We start from the raw sequence: 18,464 nt of genomic DNA, 5'->3' as shown, positions 1-18,464 counted from the left end.
CTCATCCTGAGGTGCGCAGCGAAGCGGAGCCTCGAAGGAGGGCTCCAGGAATCGCGGCGCTTTCTGGAGCCCTCCTTCGAGGCTGCTTCGCAGCACCTCAGGATGAGGGGATGGGTGGGATGAAAGGGGGGCTTCAGCGCCCCCCGGCCGCCCGCCGCGGCGCGGGTGCCATGCGCCCGCCGCCCGCATCCTCCTCGAACAGCTCGGCCAGCTTCTCGGTCATCGCGCCGCCGAGTTCCTCGGCGTCGATGATCGTCACGGCGCGGCGGTAGTAGCGCGTCACGTCGTGGCCGATGCCGATGGCCAGCAGCTCCACGGGGGAGCGCGTCTCGATCTCCTCGATCATCCAGCGCAGGTGGCGCTCCAGGTAGTTGCCGGGGTTGACCGAGAGCGTCGAGTCGTCGACCGGGGCGCCGTCGGAGATCACCATCAGGATGCGGCGCTGCTCGGGCCGCGCCAGCAGGCGCTTGTGGGCCCAGTCCAGGGCCTCGCCGTCGATGTTCTCCTTCAGCAGCCCCTCGCGCATCATCAGCCCGAGGTTCTTTCGAGCCCGGCGCCACGGCGCGTCGGCGCTCTTGTAGACGATGTGGCGCAGGTCGTTGAGGCGGCCGGGATTGCCCGGCTTGCCGCCGGCCAGCCACGCCTCGCGGCTCTGGCCGCCCTTCCAGGCGCGGGTGGTGAAGCCGAGGATCTCGACCTTGACGCCGCAGCGCTCCAGCGTGCGGGCGAGGATGTCGGCGCAGGTCGCCGCCACCGTGATCGGGCGCCCGCGCATCGAGCCGGAATTGTCCAGCAGCAGCGTGACGACGGTGTCGCGGAAATCGGTGTCCTTCTCGCGCTTGAACGAGAGCGGCTGGAACGGATCGGTGACGACACGGACCAGCCGCGCCGGATCGAGCTGGCCCTCTTCGAGGTCGAACTCCCAGGCGCGGCTCTGCTGCGCCAGCAGGCGGCGCTGGAGGCGGTTAGCGAGGCGCCCGACCACGCCCTGGAGATGGGCGAGCTGCTTGTCGAGGTAGCTGCGCAGGCGCGTCAGCTCCTCGGCGTCGCACAGCTCCTCCGCCTCGATGATCTCGTCGAAGCGCGGGTTGTAGACGCGGTAATCCGGGCCGGTGCGCTCGTTGCCGCGGCTGGTCGGCGGGCGCCAGGATTCGGAGGCTTCCTCCGATTCCGCGTCCTCGGCTTCTTCGGGCATCTCGCCCGAGGGCGCGTCGGCGGATTCGGTGGCGCCTTCCTCCAGCTCGTCGGCGGCCTCGTCGGTCACCTCGATCTCGGCGCGGTCGCCTTGGCTCTTCTCCTCGGCCTCGCCCTCGCTCGGGGTCTGCTCGTCGTCCTGCGCTTGGTTCTCGTCCTCGTCGGTCTCGTCGTCCTGATCGAGCGGCGTCTCGTCCGCCATGTCGAGGGAGGAGAGCAGGTCGCGCACCGAGCGGGCGAAGCCGCGCTGGTTCTCGATGGCGCCGAGCAGCCCGTCGAGGTTCTTGCCGGCGCGCGCCTCGATGTGCTCGCGCCACAGCTCGACGATCCGGGCGGCGGCCGGGGGCGGGGCCTGGCCGGTCAGGCGCTCGCGCACCATCAGGGCCACCGCATCCTCCATCGGCGCGTCGGCCCGGTCGGTGATGTTCTCGTACTTGCCGCCGCGGTGGTAGCGGTCCTCCAGCATCGCCGTGATGTTGGAGGCGACGCCCGCAAGGCGCCGCGAGCCGATCGCCTCGACGCGGGCCTGCTCGACGGCGTCGTAGACGGCGCGCGCCGCCGCGTTCTCGGGGGCGAGGCGGCGGTGGACGCCCGTGTCGTGGCAGCCCAGCCGCAACGCCATCGAATCCGAATGGCCGCGCAGGATCGCGGCATCCTCGGCGGTGAGCCGCCGGGTCGGCTCGGGCAGGCGCGCCTTGTCGCCGATCAGCGCCGGGCGGTCGCTGGCATAGGTGACCTCGATCTCCGGCCGCTTGGCGATGGCGCGCAGGCACCCGGCCACCGAGCGCTTCAGCGGCTCGGCCCCGGGCTCCTTGCGCTCGCCGGACTTGTTGCGGTTGGTCAGGGCCATGGCGTTACGGATTCACCGGAATCGGGTTCGGGACGCGCCCTCGAAAGGAGCCGCGGCGGCGGGGCGCCGCGGCTCGGCCCGTCAGCTCAACGCGACGTTGAGCGCGCTCTCGGGCAGTTCCTTGCCGAAGGCGCGCTGATAGAACTCGGCCACCAGGGGCCGCTCCAGCTCGTCGCACTTGTTCAGGAACGTCACCCGGAAGGCGAACCCGATGTCGCGAAAAATGTCGGCGTTCTCGGCCCAGGTGATGACCGTGCGCGGGCTCATCACGGTGGAGAGGTCGCCGTTCATGAAGGCGTTGCGGGTCAGGTCGGCCACGCGCACCATGCGGTTGACCGTGTCGCGGCCGGCCTCGCTCCGGTAATGCGTCGCTTTCGAGAGCACGATGTCGACCTCGCGGTCGTGCGGCAGGTAGTTGAGCGTGGTGACGATCGACCAGCGGTCCATCTGGCCCTGGTTGATCTGCTGCGTGCCGTGATAGAGGCCCGACGTGTCGCCGAGGCCCACCGTGTTGGCGGTGGCGAACAAGCGGAAGCCCGGATGCGGGCGGATGACGCGCTTCTGGTCGAGCAGCGTCAGGCGGCCCGACAGTTCGAGCACGCGCTGGATCACGAACATCACGTCCGGGCGGCCGGCATCGTACTCGTCGAAGACGAGGGCGACGTTGTTCTGCAAGGCCCAGGGCAGGATGCCGTCCTGGAAGGCGGTGACCTGCTTGCCGTCACGCAGGACGATGGCGTCCTTGCCGACGAGGTCGATGCGCGAGACGTGGCTGTCGAGGTTGATCCGGATGCAGGGCCAGTTCAGCCGCGCGGCGACCTGCTCGATATGGGTCGACTTGCCGGTGCCGTGATAGCCGGTGACCATGACGCGGCGGTTGCGCGCGAAGCCCGCCAGGATCGACAAGGTGGTCTCGCGGTCGAAGATGTAGTCCGGGTCGAGATCCGGCACGTGCTCCTCGGGCTCCGAGAAGGCCGGGACCTTTAGGTCGAGGTCGATGCCGAACACCTCGCGGACGGAGACCTGACGGTCGGGCAGGGAAGCGGGCGTTTCGTCGGACAGCATACGGGACCTCATCGGTGCGGCCGGCGGGGGCATCGGGCCCGGCGCGGTCGCGCTTTGCATCGTCTCGGGATCGTCAGCTTTACGGGCCTCGGGGCCGTCTTCCTTAATCGCCGCCCCTCGGCATCGCCAAGGGGGTCGCAAAGGGGGTACGGCGTCAAGGCGCTTGAGGCGCGATATAGAACCCCCGCGCGGAATGTCCGCCCTCGCTGCGGCGATGGAGACCGGCGCCGGGTGCATCCTTCGTGCCGGCTCAACACATCCGTCAGCACAGGCCGGCGGCGCGCAGCACGTCGTGGGCGCGGATGATGTCGCGCAGGCGCTCCTCGAACGAGCGGTCGCCGCCGTTGGCGTCCGGGTGGAAGCGCTTCACCAGCGTCTTGTACTGCGCCTTGATCGCCGCGGTGTCGGCGGTCTCGTCGAGGCCCATCACGTCGAGCGCCTTGGTCACGGCGGCGGAGTGGCGCGGGCGCTGCGGCTCGGGCGCGGCGGCGCGGCGGCCCGCATTCCCGCCGACGCCGTTGGCGCGCAGGATGCCGAGCGGATCGGCGTAGGCCCAATCGCGCTCGGCCTCCGGCTTGTCGGCCTTGGGGTTGGCGCCGGCCTTGTCGGCGCCGGCTCCCGCGGCGTTCACGCCCATCGACCAAGTCGGGCGATGGCCGACCATCGCGTCCTTCTGGTAGGCCTCGACCGCGGCGTCGTTCATGCCGTCGAAGTAGTTGTAGGCGGCGTTGTAGGCGCGCACGTGGTCGATGCAGAAGCGGTAGTACTGCCCCTCCTGCCTGCGCCCCTTCGGCGCGCGGTAGAGGCCCGCCCCGGTGCAGCCCGGCGCGTCGCAGGCGGCCTCCGTGGTCGCGCCCGTGCCAGCGCTCGCCTTCGCCCGGCCCCCCTTCGGACTCGCCTTGGAGCCCTCCTTCGGGTCGTCGCAGGTCGGTTTGATGCGGATGCTGTCGAACAGGGGCGAGTTGAGATCCATGACGGGCCGATTATGAGGGGCGGACGCGCCGACGGACAAGGCCGTCGGGCCTGATGACGCATGCATCGATGCGGGCTTGACGGCCCGCGGCGCGAAACGACGCAAGAAACCGAGAAGAAACCGAAGGGACGTTCGAAAATGGCCGAGACCCTGAGGGACTGGATCGCGGAACGCTTGAGCGCCGAACTCGCGCCCGCGCATCTGGAGGTGATCGACGAATCCCACCTCCATGCGGGCCATTCCGGCGCGCGGCCGGGCGGGGAGACGCATTTCCGGCTGGACGTGGTCGCGGCGGCGTTCGAGGGCAAGAGCCGGATCGAGCGCCACAGGCTGGTGAATTCGCTGCTGGATGAAGCGTTTAAACGGGGCCTGCACGCTCTGGCGGTGCGGGCCCGCACGCCGGCCGAGGCGGCCTAGCCGGCAAGGTGGCAACCGGATTTCGGCAAAGGCCGATGCGCTTCGTACTCAGCCTCGTGGTCGCAGCTGTCCTTGTGTCACTCGGATATGGCTTGGGCTGGGTCGCGTCCTATCATCTCGGGGATCACGGCGACGTGGAGAGCGCCCTCTTAAGTGTGCTCACCGTACCCCTCGGAGTTATCATAGGCGCTGTTTCAGGCGCGATCCTGCTATCAAAACAGGTTGGGCCGCGATTACCGCCGGGCAAGCCCCTCGATAATCAGAGCGGCTGCTCAGGGTCGGAAGTGCCCCCAACATAGCCGAGCCGATGAAGTTTTGACCTTAGTGTAAAGATGGGAGGGCGCCGTGGCGCTCGTCTGCACGCCGCAGATCGCAATCGACGAATCCGAGATCGAGGAGAGCTTCGTGCGCGCCTCCGGTCCCGGCGGGCAGAACGTCAACAAGCTCTCGACCGCGGTTCAGCTGCGCTTCGACGTGCGCCGCTCGCGCAGCCTGCCCGACGCGGTGGCGGTGCGGCTGATGCGGCTCGCCGGTCGGCGCCTGACGGGGGAGGGGGTGCTGGTGATCGACGCTCGGCGCTTCCGCACCCAGGAGCGCAACCGGGCGGATGCCCGCGAGCGGCTGGCCGCCCTGGTGGCCGAGGCCGCGGTGCCGCCGACGCCCCGGCGTCCGACCCGGCCGACGCTCGCCTCGAAGAAGCGCCGGCTCGAATCGAAGAGCCACCGCGGCAGCATCAAGCGGCTGCGCGGCGGCCCGGGTGACGACGGATGACCGATCAGCGCGCGGCGGGCGCCGTCGCGGTGGGCTCGGCCTCCGGATGGGCATCGGGCTGCGGCGCGGCGACGCCGGAGACGTAGGGCGTATCCTTGAGGATGATCGTCAGGACCAGGGACAGGAGCGCCAGGGCCGCCGCGAAGCCCGCCGGGAACAGGAAGGCCCGCTCGCCGAACCAGTGATGCAGGAAGCCGCCGAGCACCGCGCCGGTGCTGAGCGCGCCCCAGAGCGGCGCCTGGATCCAGAACGAGGGCGCCGGCTTGTGCAGCAGGATGTTGGCCACGCCCGCGCCGAAGCGCACCACCGTGCCGGTGACGTAGGTGAGCGCGAGGCTGCGTCCGGCCTCGTCCTGCAGGGTCGCGTTCTGGATGCCGAGCGCCAGCACGATCGGGTAGGCGTGGAGCGGGAAGGCGTCGGTGCCGAAGGGGACGTAGAGGCCGCCGGCGAACAGGGCGGCCTGGATGACCAGCAGCACCGAAAGCCGCCAGCGGCCCGACCACGCGGCGATCAGGGTGCCGAGGAAGGCGCCGAAGCAGAAGATCGCGATGACGCTGGCAAAGCGCGTCGTGCCCGTCCAGTCGTAGCTGGAGACGGCGGCGCCGAAGCGGGTGGTGTTGCCGCTCATGAACGACATGAACAGCTGCGAGTATTCGAGGAAGCCGATGGAATCGGCTGTTCCGGCAAGGCCGGCCAGCGTCAGGGCGAAGGGCACTCGCGTCACCGGACTCGCCGGAAATGCCTTGTTCGTCTCGTCGGCCATCGTTCACCCTGGAATGCTGCTTCGCAGCACAACGGAACCGAGGCCGTCTCGTTGCACGCGCGTGCGCCGGATCAGTTATCCTGCACGTTCAAGCTTTTTTGTAGGATGAGAACGCGCCCTGGGACGTCTATCTTTTTCTGCCGTCGGATAGCGGCCTGCTGCATTGCAACAATCACGAGGCCCGCGGTGCGGGCGGATTCGCGCAGATGCGCGTCGCCATGGGCGTAGCGCCCGTCGGCCCCGAGCACGATGCCCTCGCCGGCCTCGGGCGACTGCACCGTGAGGATTGCGAGCCCGCCCGGCGCGAGGACGCGGGCGATGCCACGGAGCGCGGGAGCGAGGTCGCCGAGATAGATGAACACGTCGGCCGCCGTCACGAGGTCGGCCGAGCCCGGCGGCTCGGCGGCGAGGAAGGCGACAAGGTCGGCCTCGCGGAGGCGGGCATAGAGCCCGGTCCGGCGGGCCTGCGCCAGCATCGCCAGCGACAGATCGCAGCCCACGAGCTGCCCGACCCGGCCTTCGAGCGCGCGGCTCATCAGGCCGGTGCCGCAGCCGAGATCGAGCGCGCGGGGGAAGTGGCGCGGTGCGTCGGGGAGGGCGTCGAGGGCGTCCACCATCATCTGCGGGCCGCGATAGCCGAGTTCGTCCACGAGATGGCGCTCGAAGCGCGGCGCGTAGCCCTCGAACAGCGCCCGGACGTAGGCCGGCCCGATCGCAGTGGCGGCCTCGACGGCCCCCAGCCCCGCGAGATGCAGGCGGCTGCCCAGCACGTCGTCGGGATCGAGCGCCAACGCCCGTCCGAACGCCTCCAACGCGGCCGCCCGCTCGGCCTCGGCACCGCTTATGGCGAACGTGGCCGCGCGGGCGCGCCCGAGAAGCACCCAGGCGGGGGCATAATCGGAAGAAATCTCCAGCGCCTGTTCGGCCATCTCGGCGGCGCCCGCCGCGTGCCCTTCCGCGAGGCAGGCCTCGGCATAGGCGTAGCGCCGGTCGGCGAGGAGATTTCCGGAAGAGCGCTGATGCGACATCGGGTCGGGTGATGAGGAAGGGCGGACCGCTGCCCTATATCCCGGCCGATGCCGCAGCGCGCCTCCGATCTCCTCACCCTCACGCGGGAAGGGCTCTACTGCCCGCTCGGGCGCTTCCACGTCGACCCGACCCGGCCCGTGGAGCGGGCGCTGATCACCCACGGCCATGCCGACCATGCCCGCGCCGGCCACGGCTCCGTGCTGGCGACCGACCAGACGCTGCGCATCATGGCGACCCGCTACGGCGAGGATTTTTGTGAGCGGCGCGAGGAAGCGCCGCTGGGCAAGCGCATGCGCATCGGCGACGTCACCGTGTTCTTTGCGCCTGCGGGCCACGTGCTCGGCTCGGCGCAGATCGCCATCGAAGGGGAGGGCGGCCGCATCGTCGTCTCGGGCGACTACAAACGGGCCCCCGACCCGACCTGCCTGCCGTTCGAGGTCGTGCCCTGCGACGTGTTCATCACCGAGGCGACCTTCGGCCTGCCGGTGTTTCGCCATCCCGACACGCGGGACGAGGTGCGCAAGCTCCTGGATTCGGTGAAGCTCTTTCCGGAGCGGGCCCACATCGTCGGCGCCTACGCGCTCGGCAAGGCGCAACGGGTGATGGCGCTCTTGCGCGAGGAAGGCTGGGACCGGCCGATCCACCTGCACGGCGCGATGGAGCGCCTGACCGCCCTCTACAAGGAGGAGGGCATCCCGCTGGGAGACACCCCGAAGGTGGTCGCCGCCGAGCGCAAGGATCTGCACGGCGCGATCGTACTGTGCCCGCCCTCCTCGATCCAGGATCTGTGGTCGCGCAAATTCCCCGATCCGGTCACCGCCTTCGCCTCGGGCTGGATGCGGGTTCGCGCGCGTGCGCGCCAAAAGGGCGTCGAGCTGCCGCTGGTCATCTCCGACCATTCCGACTGGCCCGACCTCTGCCGCACGATTCTCGATACGGGGGCCGAGGAGGTGTGGGTCACCCACGGGCAGGAGGATGCGCTGGTGCATTGGTGCGGCACGCGAGGGCTTCGCGCCAAGCCGCTGCATCTGCTGGGTTACGGCGACGACGGCGAGGCCGAGCCCGATCCCGCCGCCAGCCCCGCCCTGGAGGAGGCCTCGTCGTGAACGACTTCGCCGCCCTCCTCGACCGCCTCGCCTACGAGCCGCGCCGCAACGCCAAGCTCCGGCTGCTGCAGGATTTCTTTGCCGGCACGCCCGACCCCGAGCGCGGCTGGGCGCTCGCCGCCATGACCGGCGGGCTGACCTTTCGCGAGGCCAAGCCCGCGCTGATCCGGGGGCTGGTGGAGGAGCGGGTCGATCCGGTGCTGTTCGCGCTGTCGCACAACTATGTGGGCGATCTGGCAGAGACGACGGCCTTGATCTGGCCGGGGCCGGAGGAGGGCGCCCCCTCTCCCCGCACGCGGGGAGAGGGTCGAGCCCCCCTTGTTGGGGGCGAGACGAGCGGTAGCGGGGGTGAGGGGGCGTCTACGGTTGAGACTCCATCGGACAAGCCCCCTCACCCCCGGCTGCCGCCTCGCTTCGGCGACGACAAGGTCGCCGAAGCCCTCTCCCCGCACGCGGGGAGAGGGGATGCGCCCGGCCCCGGCCACAACAACCCGCCCCCCCACGTCCCCACCCTCGCCGAGGTGGTGGAGACGCTGGCCACCACCCCCAAGCGCGCACTCCCCCAGCACCTCGCGAACTGGCTCGACGCCCTCGACGAGACCGGGCGCTGGGCGCTCCTGAAACTCGTCACCGGCAACCTGCGCGTCGGCGTCTCGGCGCGGCTCGCCAAGACCGCCGTCGGGGCGCTCGGCGGGCACGAGGCGGATGCGGTCGAGCAGGTCTGGCACGGGTTGAAGCCGCCCTACGCGGCGCTGTTCGCCTGGGTCGAGGGACGGGCCGAGCAACCCGAAAACCTGAACCCGGCGCCGTTCCGCCCGCCGATGCTGTCGCACCCGATCGAGGAGGAAGCCGACCTCGACAAGCTCGATCCGGAGGCCTTTTCCGCCGAGTGGAAGTGGGACGGCATCCGCGTCCAGCTCGCGGGCGGGCGCGACACCAAGGGGCAACAAGTCCGAAAGGTCTATTCGCGCACCGGCGAGGACATCACGCACGCCTTTCCCGATCTCGCCGAGGCGATCACGTTCGAGGGCGCGATCGACGGCGAGTTGCTGATCCTGCGGGATCACCGGGTGCAGAGCTTCAACGTGCTGCAGCAGCGCCTCAACCGGAAGGCGGTGACGCCCAAACTCCTCGAAGACTTCCCCGCCCATGTCCGCGCCTACGATCTGCTGGCGGCGGACGGCGAGGATCTGCGCACGCTGCCCTTCGACGAGCGGCGCGCGCGGCTCGAAGCCCTGGTGACGCATCTCGACCACGCCCGCATCGACCTCTCGCCGGTCGTGCCCTTCGCCATCTGGCCGGACCTCACCGCCGCGCGGGCCGACCCGGCCTCGGTCGGAGCCGGCGCGGATGCCGACGCCATTGAGGGCGTGATGCTCAAGCGCCGCGACAGCGCCTACCTGCCGGGCCGGCCCAAGGGCCCGTGGTGGAAGTGGAAGCGCGCGCCGCACATCGTCGATGCCGTGATGATGTACGCCCAGCGCGGCCACGGAAAACGCTCGTCGTTCTACTCGGACTACACCTTCGGCTGCTGGCGCGAGGGGGAAGCGGGCGACGAGCTGGTGCCGGTCGGCAAGGCCTATCACGGCTTCACCGATGCCGAGCTGCAGAAGCTCGACCGCTATGTCCGCAACAACACGATCAAGCGCTTCGGCCCGGTGCGCGAGGTGACCCACGGGCGCGAGGCCGGGCTCGTTTTGGAGATCGCGTTCGAGGGCGTGCAGCGCTCGAGCCGGCACAAATCGGGCGTGGCCATGCGCTTCCCCCGCGTCAGCCGCATCCGCTGGGACAAGCCGGCGGCCGAGGCCGACCGGATCGACGTGCTGGAACGCATCCTGGCCCGCGGCGAGCGCGAGACTTTTCCAGGCGCGACATTGGAGGCATCGGAATGAGGCAATCGGGCCGGATCGGGCCGCTCCAGGGCTTTCAGGCCGGCGAGGCGACCCGCCAAGCGAGCGCGACGGTGACCGTCGCGACACCGGGGCAGGGGTTCACGGACGTTACCGAGGCGGTCACGGCCTTCGTGCGCGAGAGCGGCATCCGCACCGGCGTGGTCAGCGTGTTCTGCCGCCACACCTCGGCGTCGTTGACGATCCAGGAAAACGCCGACCCCGACGTGCGCACCGATCTGATGACGGCGCTCGACGGGCTCGCGCCGCGCCACGGCCACTACGTCCACGGGATGGAAGGGCCGGACGACATGCCGGCCCATATCCGCACGATGCTGACCGATTCCGGCCTCACCGTGCCGCTGCGTGACGGGCGCCTCGCGCTCGGCACGTGGCAGGGGATTTACTTGATCGAGCACCGCGACCGGGGGCACCGGCGCGAGATCGTGCTGTCGGTTGTGGGCGCCTGATCAGCGGTCGCGCAGCAGCAGATAGAGGGCGTGCAGCGAGCCGGGGATGTAGAACAGCAGGCACAGCAGGATGTTGAAGAGGAACTGCAATCCGAAGCCGTTCGTCATCAGCACCGAGATCGGCGGCAGGAAGAACGCGATCAGGATTTTGATCAGGGTCGACAAGGGGCAGGCTCCAAGCGCGGTGTGCGGCTCGGGCCAAGAACGTAAGCGGAGCGGTTGAGTTCCACCGGCTCCGATCACGGATCGGCGTAGCCTTACGGTCCGATCAGCTTGATGAAGGCGGCTCCGGCGCCGAAGAACGCCGCGCCAGCCGCCATGCAGCCGAGGATGATCTGCCAGGGCGCGAGGGCGCGATCCCGCTCCAGCTTCAGCGCTTCGGCGGTGAATTTCGCCTGCTCCGCCATGAGCTTGTTCTGCTCGGCCGTGAATTTGTTCTGCTCCGCCGCGAGCTTCGCCTGCTCGGCGGCAAATTTGCTCTGTTCCGCGAAGAGCTTCGACCGTTCGGCGGACATCCGGTCCGCTTCGTCGAGCATGCGGCGGATGCGGGCGCGCTGCTCCTCGAAGTCGAGATCGGCAGGTCCCGCGGACGCGCTCATCGAATGTCGTTCCGGCTGCGGCCGCGGATGATCCGCGGCCGATGATAAGATCGCGAGCGGCCCTCACACCGTCAAGACGGTTCTACGCCGCCCGCTTCAACGCGTCGTAGAACCGCCCGCCATTGCCGGCCATCTGCAAAAGATTGTCCGGCGGGGTGAAGCGGGGGCCGTGCTTGGCTTCCAGCGCGCGGGCCAGCTCCACGAAGGCGGCGGCCCCCATGAAGTCGATGTAGGACAACGCCCCTCCCGTGAACGGGGCGAAGCCGAAACCGAGGATCGAGCCGACATCCGCCTCGCGCGGATCGGTGATGACGCCCTCCTGCACCGTGCGGGCGGCCTCCAGGGCCTGGGCCACGAGGAAACGGTGCTTCAGCTCGGTCACGTCCACATCGTCCGGGTCGAGCCGGTTCGGCTGAATCTCGGACAGGCCCGGCCAGAGCTTCTTCTGGCCGCCCTCGGGATAGTCGTAGAAGCCGCGCTTGTTCTTGCGCCCGAGCCGGCCGCGATTCTCGACCACCTCGGTCAGCAGTCGCTTCTGGTCCGGGTCGATCGCGGCCTCGCCGAGCTGCGCCTCGGTGGCCTTGAGGATCTTCAGGCCGAGATCGAGCGCCACCTCGTCGTTGAGCGAGAGGGGGCCGACCGGCATGCCGGCCATGCGGCCGGCATTCTCGATCATGGCGGGCGGCACGCCCTCCATCAGCATCTTGTGGCCTTCCTTGACGTAGGCCAGCACGCAGCGGTTGGCGAAGAAGCCGCGGGCATCGTTGACGACGATGCCGGTCTTCTTGATCGCCCGCACGTAGTCGAGCGCGGTGGCCACCGCGCGGTCGCCGGTCTGCGTGCCGCGGATCACCTCGACCAGCAGCATCTTCTCGACCGGCGAGAAGAAGTGGATGCCGACGAACTGCTCGGGGCGCTTCGAGACCTTGGCGAGCCCCGAGATCGGTAGCGTCGAGGTGTTGGAGGCGAAGATGGCGTGCGCGGGCAAAGCCGCCTCGACCTTGCCGATCACCTCGGCCTTCACCGCGGGGTCCTCGAACACCGCCTCGACCACGAGGTCGCAATCCCCCAGTGCGGCGTAGTCGGGCGTGGCGGTGATGCGGGCGAGCAGCGCGTCGCGGTCGGCGGTCTTGGCCTTGCCGCGGTTGATCTGGCCGGTGATGAGCTTGTGGCAATGCGCCTTGCCGGCATCCGCCGCGGCCTGGTCGCGGTCGATGAGCACGACCTCCATGCCGGCCTGCGCCGTGACGTAGGCGATGCCCGCGCCCATGAAGCCCGCGCCGACGACGCCGACCTTGCCGATCTTCGAAGGCTCCACGTCCTTGGGACGGCGGGCGCCCTTGTTGATCTCGCCCATGGAGATGAACAGGGTGCGGATCATCGCCTGCGCCTCCTTGGTGCGCAGGATGTGGGCGAAGTAGCGGCTCTCGACCCGCAAGCCCAGATCCATCGGCAGCTGCAGGCCCTCGTAGACCGAGGCCAGGATCGCCTTGGCGGCCGGATAGTTGTCGTGGGTTTCGCGGCGGTAGATCGCGTTGGCCGGCGGCCAGATCATCATGCCGGCGGGCGAGTAGACTTTTCCGGAGGGCGCCTTGAACTTCGGCACATCCCAGGGGGCCACCGCCGAGCCGCCATCGCGAATCCAGGCTTTCGCCCGTTCGACGATCTCGGCCGCCGGGGCGACCTCGTGGGCAAGCCCCATGTTTCGGGCCGCGAGCGGACGGATCTGCTCGCCCTTGAACAGCATCTGCAACGCGTCGCCGGTCTGCATCAGGCGGGCGACGCGCTGGGTGCCGCCGCCGCCGGGAAACAGCCCGACCTTGATCTCGGGGAGCCCCACGCGGGTCTTGTCGTCGTCGGCCAGCACCCGGTGATGGCAGGACAGGGCCAGTTCGAACGCACCGCCGAGGCACAGGCCCTGGACGGCCGCCGCGAACGGCTTGCCGCAGGTCTCGAGCTTGCGGAACACGAGGCTGAGGCGGCGCGAGGCCTCGAAGAAGTGGCGCATGGCCGCCTCCTCGCCGTCCGCCGCCTTCAGGCGCTCGTACTCGGCGCCGAGCCCCTGGAGCATGGTGAGGTCGGCGCCGCCCGAGAAGTTGGGCTTGCCCGAGGTGACGACGCAGCCCTTGATGTTCGCGTCCGCGACGACGGCGTCGACGATGGCCTCCAGCTCGTCCATCACCGCCATGGTGATGACGTTCATCGAGCGACCCGGCATATCCCAGGTCGCGAGCGCGATGCCGTCGGCATCGGTCTCGAAACGGAAGTTGGTCTGAGCTTCGGTCATCGCTGAGCCTCGAAGTGTGCTGGGCCGTATCGGAATCTTAAGACGGAAGATCCATCGTAGGTGGTGAAGGCGTGCGGACGATGCTCCGAGCCCCACGGATTGATCCATGAATACGCTGGCTGCGCCGCGCCTTGCCTGCCGAGCCTGCCGCGACGGGACCGAACTCGGCTTCGCCTTCACCATGGCGTTCCAGCCCATCGTCGATGTCGCGAACCGACGGATCTGGGGCTACGAGGCGCTGGTGCGCGGACCGGGCGGCGAGGGCGCCGGCTCGATCCTGTCGCAGGTCACCGAGGAGACTTTGTACCGGTTCGATCAGGCCGCGCGGGTCAAGGCCATCGAGCTGGCCGGGCGCCTGTTCCCCCAGGGGAGCGACACCAAGCTGTCGATCAACTTCATGCCGAACGCGGTCTACGAGCCGGCGGCCTGCATCCGCGCCTCGCTGGAGGCAGCCCGCCGCGTCGGCTTCGGCCACGAGCGGCTGCATTTCGAGTTCACCGAGAACGAGCGCTTCCGCGACATCGCCCATGTGCAGACGATCGTCACCGAGTACCGGCGGCAGGGCTTCCTCACCGCGCTCGACGATTTCGGGGCGGGCTATGCCGGCCTCGGCCTGCTGGCGAACTTCCGGCCCGACCTGATCAAGCTCGACATGGATCTCGTGCGCGGCATCGACGCCGATGCGGGCCGGCGCACCATCGTCGGCGGGATCGTGCAGATCGCCCGCGGCCTCGGCATCGGGGTGATCGCCGAGGGGATCGAGACGGCGGCCGAGGCGCAAGCGCTGCATGGCCTCGGCATCGACCTGATGCAGGGCTACCATTTCGCGCGGCCCGCGCTCGAGGCCCTGCCGGAGGTCGCGGGGCTGGCGGCCGGGGGCACGCTGCGGCGCGTCGCCTGACGCCCGCCTCCCCCCGCTCCCGACCGCTTGGCGCATCCGACGAACCTGTATCCTACTTGGCCGGGATCGGCATGCCGCCCGGCGCGCCGCCCTTCTGGTCGCTGGCAGCCGCCAGCGTCAGCATGTTGAGGAGCCGCGTCACCACCGCCTGCGACAGCAGGTTGATCTCCGACTTCGGGTCGGCGTTGACGGCCTGGAACTTCTGATAGGTCGGGTCCTCGTAGATGGCGCCGAGGCGCTTCAGCTCGTCGAGGCTGAACTTGTCCGCGTACTGCTTCGACAGGCCGTCGAGCAGTTCGCCGCGCTGCTTGTCGAACTCGGCCCGGGCCTCCTTGCGCACGGTCTCGGCGCGCTCCTCGGGCATGGTCGAGACGGTCTTCTCCAGCGCGCCGCCGAAGCCGGTGTCGAGGTTCTTCAGCACCGTCTTCTCGGTCAGCGTCTTGGCGACCGCGAGCTTGTCCGAGGCGTCGTCGGCGCGGGCGCCGAGCGGCAGCGCGAGGGCGGCGGCAAGGCTCAGGGCGGCGATCTTGGTCTTCATCGTGGCGTCTCTCCCGTGTTGGTCTTTCTTCCCCGCGCCCGACGAAAGGGCGCGGCGTGGGAGGCCCTTAGCAGCGTTTGCGCGGAGAGGGCAGGGCGGCGCGGCGCCGCCCGCCCGGATCAGACCCGCTCGATGATCGTGGCGGTGCCCATGCCGGCGCCGATGCAGAGCGTCACCAGCGCGCGCTCCTTGCCGGTGCGCTCCAGCTCGTCGAGCACGGTGCCGAGGATCATCGCGCCCGTCGCCCCGAGCGGATGGCCCATGGCGATGGCGCCGCCGTTGACGTTCACCTTAGCCGGATCGAGGTCGAAGGCCTGGAGGTAGCGCAGGACCACCGAGGCGAAGGCCTCGTTGATCTCGAACAGGTCGATGTCCGACAGGTCCATGCCGGCCCGCGCCAGCACCTTCCTCGTGACATCCACGGGGCCGGTCAGCATCAGCGCCGGATCGGAGCCGATGTTGGCGAAGGCCCGGATGCGGGCGCGGGGCTTCAAGCCCGCGGCATCGCCGGCTTCCCGCGAGCCGATCAGCACGGCCGCCGCCCCATCGACGATACCCGACGAGTTGCCCGCGTGGTGGACGTGATCGACCGCCTCGACGTCCGGATGGGCATCGACCGCGACTGCGTCGAAGCCGCCCATCTGGCCCATCTGGACGAAGGAGGGCTTGAGCTGGCCGAGCGACTGCATGTCGGTGGAGGGTCGCATGTGCTCGTCGCGGTCGAGCAGGGTGATGCCGTTGATGTCGCGCACCGGCACGACCGAGTCCTTGAACAGCCCCTCGGCCCAGGATTTCGCCGAGCGCTTCTGCGACTCGACGGCGTAGGCGTCGCAGGCGTCGCGGGAGAAGCCGTACTTGGTGGCGATGAGGTCGGCGGAGATGCCCTGGGGCATGAAGAACGACTTCACCGCAATGGCAGGATCGACCGGCCACGCCCCGCCCGAGGCGCCGATGCCGATGCGGCTCATCGACTCGACGCCGCCGCCCACCGTCATGTCGTGCTGGCCGGCCATCACCTGGGCGGCGGCGAAGTTGATCGCGTCGAGGCCCGAGGCGCAGAAGCGGTTGATCTGCACGCCCGGCACGTGGGTGCCGTAATCGGCGACCAGCGCCGCGGCGCGGGCGATGTCGCCGCCGGCCTCGCCGACCGGATCGACGCAGCCGAGGATCACGTCGTCGACTAAGGCCGTGTCGAGGCCGTTGCGGTCCTTGAGCGCGCGGAGCGCCGTCTCGGCGAGACGTAGCGCCGTCACCTCGTGCAGCGACCCGTCCGGCTTGCCGCGCCCGCGCGGGGTGCGGACGTGATCGTAGATGTAGGCCTCGGGCATGTGCGCTTCCTCGTGTCCGTCCCAATCCGCGCGGTCTTCCCCTCCCCCTTGCGGGGAGGGGTCAGGGGTGGGGGTGGTGCAGGAGGCACCGGAACGCCTCATCCTGCACCACCCCCACCTCCGGCTCCTCCCCGCAAGGGGGAGGAGAGGGAGCCACGCGTTTAAAACGCCTCCGCCGCCAGCGCCATGGTCGTCTCCGACCCGGCCTTGATCCGCGCGAGCCTTAAGCTGGTCTCCGGCAGGGTCCGCTCCATGAAGAAGCGGCCGAGCACCAACTTGGCGTCCATCCGCTCGGCGTCGCGGCCCTCCGCCTTGGCCGCCAGCGCCGCCTTGGCGATCCTGCCCCACATGTAGCCGAGCACGACGGTGCCGAGCAGGTGCATCAGGTCGGTGGCACCGGCACCCGCGTTGTCGGGCTTCGAGAAGGCGTTCTGCATCAGCCACATCACCACCGCCTGGAGGTCGTTCAGCGCCGGCTGAAGGGGCGCGACGAACGGCTTCATGCCATCGTCCTCGGCATGGTCCTTGATGAAGGTCTGGACCTCGGTGAGGAAGGCCATCATCGCCCGGCCGCCGTCCTTGGGCAGCTTGCGGCCGATCAGGTCCATCGCCTGGATGCCGTTGGCGCCCTCGTAGATCATGGCGATGCGGGCATCGCGCACGAACTGCGACATGCCCCATTCCTCGATGTAGCCGTGGCCGCCGAACATCTGCTGCGCCTCGACCGCGTTGGCAAAGCCGCGATCGGTCAGCACGCCCTTCACCACCGGAGTCATCAGTCCGAGGAGGTCGTCGGCGAGTTGGCGCTCGGTGGCGTCCTGCGAGCGGTGGGCGATGTCGGATTGCAGCGCCGTCCACAGCACCAGCGCGCGGGCCGCCTCGTTGAAGGCGCGGATCTGCATCAGGGTGCGGCGCACGTCCGGATGGACGATGATCGGGTCGGCGACTTTCCCCGGCTCCTTGGCGCCGGTGAGCGCGCGGCCCTGGAGGCGCTCGCGGGCGTAGGTCACGGCGTTCTGGTAGGCGGCCTCGGACTGGCCGAGCCCCTGGACGCCGACGGCCAGCCGCGCCTCGTTCATCATCACGAACATGGCGTTGAGCCCGCGGTTCGCCTCACCCACGAGCCAGCCCTTGGCGCCGTCGTAGTTCATCACGCAGGTCGAGTTGGCGTGGATGCCCATCTTGTGCTCGATCGAGCCGCAGGACACGCCGTTGCGCGCGCCGAGCGAGCCGTCCTCGTTCACCAGGAACTTCGGCACGACGAAGAGCGAGATGCCCTTGGTGCCCGCGGGCGCGCCCTCGATCCGGGCGATGACGAGGTGGACGATGTTTTCGCTGAGGTCGTGCTCGCCCGCCGAGATGAAGATCTTGGTGCCCGACAGGCTGTAGGAGCCGTCGGGGTTCGGCACCGCCTTGGTCTTGAGGAGCCCCAGATCGGTGCCGCAATGCGGCTCGGTGAGGTTCATGGTGCCGGTCCAGGCGCCCTCGACCATCCTGGGCAGATAGGTCTCCTTCTGCGCCTGCGAGCCGTGGACGAGGAGCGCGGCGATCGCCCCCTGGGTCAGACCGGGATACATGCTGAGCGCGAGGTTGGCGCCGGAGACGAAGTCCTGCATCGCCGTGTTGATCACGTGCGGCAGGCCCTGGCCGCCGAACTCCTCCGGCACCGACAGGCCCATCCAGCCGCCCGCGGCGTAGGCGTCGTAGGCCTGCTTGAAGCCCTTCGGGGTCGTGACGCTGCCGTCCGGGTGTCGGGTGCAGCCCTCGCGGTCGCCCGGCAGGTTGAGGGGGGCCAGCACCTCGCCCGCGAGCTTGCCGGCCTCGGACACCACCGCCCGCAGCACGTCCGACGAGGCGTCGGCGAATCCCGGCAGGTTGTCGTGACGGTGGATCGCCAGAACGTCTTCGAGGAGGAACAAGGTGTCCTCGACCGGGGCCCGATAGCTCGGCATCGCGTCCGCCTCCCGCAGGAATCTTCTGGCAGGCCGCCACCCGGGCCACACCGATAGTTCATATGTAAACTATCTCTCCGGAGCGGCGCAAGGGCCGGCCGCGGTTTCCCCGATTTCAAACACGGATTGGTGAAGCGTCGCTTGAACACGCACCACCGTCATTCCGGGGCTCGCCGCAGGCGAGAACCCGGAATCCACGACTGGCCGCGACGATGGCAGCTCGAACCGGGCACCCCTCATCACGGGTGATGGGGTGGACGGCCCCCGACGGCATCGTGTGTGCCAGATTGAGGTCGTTGCAGATCTCAAGCGAGGAGGCCGTCCATGGAGCA

General features: G+C 69.5%; 17 protein-coding genes. 6 read left to right on the top strand and 11 right to left on the bottom strand.

Going from position 1 to position 18,464, the window contains the following annotated elements; translation table 11 throughout:
• Positions 1-133 precede the first annotated feature (133 nt).
• The 3 genes from cobT to HNR00_RS21500 all read right to left on the bottom strand — a co-directional run bounded on the left by cobT (position 134) and on the right by HNR00_RS21500 (position 4,082).
• Positions 134-2,044, bottom strand: a complete 1,911-nt coding sequence (cobT, locus tag HNR00_RS21510) for a cobaltochelatase subunit CobT (RefSeq protein WP_183572907.1) — start codon at positions 2,042-2,044, stop codon at positions 134-136.
• Positions 2,045-2,125: 81 nt separating this feature from the next.
• Positions 2,126-3,109 (bottom strand): cobaltochelatase subunit CobS, encoded by a 984-nt coding sequence (gene cobS / locus HNR00_RS21505; protein ID WP_183572905.1) that lies wholly within the window; start codon positions 3,107-3,109, stop codon positions 2,126-2,128.
• Between the two features lie 262 nt (positions 3,110-3,371).
• On the bottom strand, positions 3,372-4,082 hold the full coding sequence (locus HNR00_RS21500) for a J domain-containing protein (protein ID WP_183572903.1): 711 nt from the start codon (positions 4,080-4,082) through the stop codon (positions 3,372-3,374).
• 138 nt (positions 4,083-4,220) lie between these two features.
• On the opposite strand from HNR00_RS21500, the gene HNR00_RS21495 reads away from it, so the two are divergent.
• Positions 4,221-4,499, top strand: a complete 279-nt coding sequence (locus HNR00_RS21495) for a BolA family protein (protein WP_183572901.1) — start codon at positions 4,221-4,223, stop codon at positions 4,497-4,499.
• A gap of 345 nt (positions 4,500-4,844) precedes the next feature.
• Positions 4,845-5,270, top strand: coding sequence for an alternative ribosome rescue aminoacyl-tRNA hydrolase ArfB (gene arfB, locus HNR00_RS21490; protein WP_183572899.1), 426 nt, complete (start codon positions 4,845-4,847; stop codon positions 5,268-5,270).
• 4 nt (positions 5,271-5,274) lie between these two features.
• Here arfB and HNR00_RS21485 read toward each other — a convergent pair whose 3' ends face one another.
• Positions 5,275-6,033 (bottom strand): YoaK family protein, encoded by a 759-nt coding sequence (locus HNR00_RS21485; protein ID WP_183572897.1) that lies wholly within the window; start codon positions 6,031-6,033, stop codon positions 5,275-5,277.
• 71 nt (positions 6,034-6,104) lie between these two features.
• Positions 6,105-7,061, bottom strand: coding sequence for a class I SAM-dependent DNA methyltransferase (locus HNR00_RS21480; protein ID WP_183572895.1), 957 nt, complete (start codon positions 7,059-7,061; stop codon positions 6,105-6,107).
• Positions 7,062-7,109: 48 nt separating this feature from the next.
• On the opposite strand from HNR00_RS21480, the gene HNR00_RS21475 reads away from it, so the two are divergent.
• The 3 genes from HNR00_RS21475 to HNR00_RS21465 are packed head-to-tail and all read left to right on the top strand — an operon-like array spanning position 7,110 to position 10,527.
• A complete protein-coding gene (locus tag HNR00_RS21475) occupies positions 7,110-8,168 on the top strand; it encodes a ligase-associated DNA damage response exonuclease (protein ID WP_183572893.1) in 1,059 nt (352 codons plus the stop codon).
• Positions 8,165-10,060: a cisplatin damage response ATP-dependent DNA ligase gene (locus tag HNR00_RS21470; RefSeq protein WP_183572891.1), complete on the top strand. Its 1,896-nt coding sequence runs from the start codon at positions 8,165-8,167 to the stop codon at positions 10,058-10,060. Before HNR00_RS21475 ends, HNR00_RS21470 begins: the two co-directional genes overlap by 4 nt.
• Positions 10,057-10,527 carry a secondary thiamine-phosphate synthase enzyme YjbQ gene (locus tag HNR00_RS21465; protein ID WP_183572889.1) on the top strand — a complete coding sequence of 157 codons (471 nt, stop codon included), beginning with the start codon at positions 10,057-10,059 and terminating at the stop codon, positions 10,525-10,527. Before HNR00_RS21470 ends, HNR00_RS21465 begins: the two co-directional genes overlap by 4 nt.
• On the opposite strand, the gene HNR00_RS21460 is transcribed toward HNR00_RS21465, so the two are convergent.
• The 3 genes from HNR00_RS21460 to HNR00_RS21450 form a co-directional block, all read right to left on the bottom strand.
• Positions 10,528-10,692 carry a YqaE/Pmp3 family membrane protein gene (locus HNR00_RS21460; RefSeq protein WP_082552287.1) on the bottom strand — a complete coding sequence of 55 codons (165 nt, stop codon included), beginning with the start codon at positions 10,690-10,692 and terminating at the stop codon, positions 10,528-10,530. It lies immediately after the preceding gene.
• Positions 10,693-10,784: 92 nt separating this feature from the next.
• On the bottom strand, positions 10,785-11,126 hold the full coding sequence (locus HNR00_RS21455) for a hypothetical protein (protein WP_183572887.1): 342 nt from the start codon (positions 11,124-11,126) through the stop codon (positions 10,785-10,787).
• Positions 11,127-11,208: 82 nt separating this feature from the next.
• Positions 11,209-13,413 (bottom strand): FAD-dependent oxidoreductase, encoded by a 2,205-nt coding sequence (locus tag HNR00_RS21450; protein WP_183572885.1) that lies wholly within the window; start codon positions 13,411-13,413, stop codon positions 11,209-11,211.
• A gap of 106 nt (positions 13,414-13,519) precedes the next feature.
• On the opposite strand from HNR00_RS21450, the gene HNR00_RS21445 reads away from it, so the two are divergent.
• Positions 13,520-14,314, top strand: coding sequence for an EAL domain-containing protein (locus HNR00_RS21445; protein WP_183572883.1), 795 nt, complete (start codon positions 13,520-13,522; stop codon positions 14,312-14,314).
• A gap of 52 nt (positions 14,315-14,366) precedes the next feature.
• On the opposite strand, the gene HNR00_RS21440 is transcribed toward HNR00_RS21445, so the two are convergent.
• The 3 genes from HNR00_RS21440 to HNR00_RS21430 all read right to left on the bottom strand — a co-directional run bounded on the left by HNR00_RS21440 (position 14,367) and on the right by HNR00_RS21430 (position 18,132).
• The gene (locus HNR00_RS21440; RefSeq protein WP_183572881.1) at positions 14,367-14,852 is read right to left on the bottom strand and encodes a DUF2059 domain-containing protein; all 486 of its coding nucleotides are present in this window, start codon (positions 14,850-14,852) and stop codon (positions 14,367-14,369) included.
• 119 nt (positions 14,853-14,971) lie between these two features.
• Positions 14,972-16,180: an acetyl-CoA C-acetyltransferase gene (locus tag HNR00_RS21435; protein WP_183572879.1), complete on the bottom strand. Its 1,209-nt coding sequence runs from the start codon at positions 16,178-16,180 to the stop codon at positions 14,972-14,974.
• Between the two features lie 161 nt (positions 16,181-16,341).
• Entirely contained in the window at positions 16,342-18,132 is a 1,791-nt protein-coding gene (locus HNR00_RS21430) for an acyl-CoA dehydrogenase C-terminal domain-containing protein (RefSeq protein WP_183572877.1), read from the bottom strand.
• Positions 18,133-18,464: the final 332 nt, after the last annotated feature.

Origin of the sequence: Methylorubrum rhodinum (genome assembly GCF_014199935.1) — a bacterium.
Taxonomy (GTDB): Bacteria; Pseudomonadota; Alphaproteobacteria; order Rhizobiales; family Beijerinckiaceae; genus Methylobacterium; species Methylobacterium rhodinum.
This window is presented reverse-complemented; position numbering and strand designations above follow the sequence as displayed.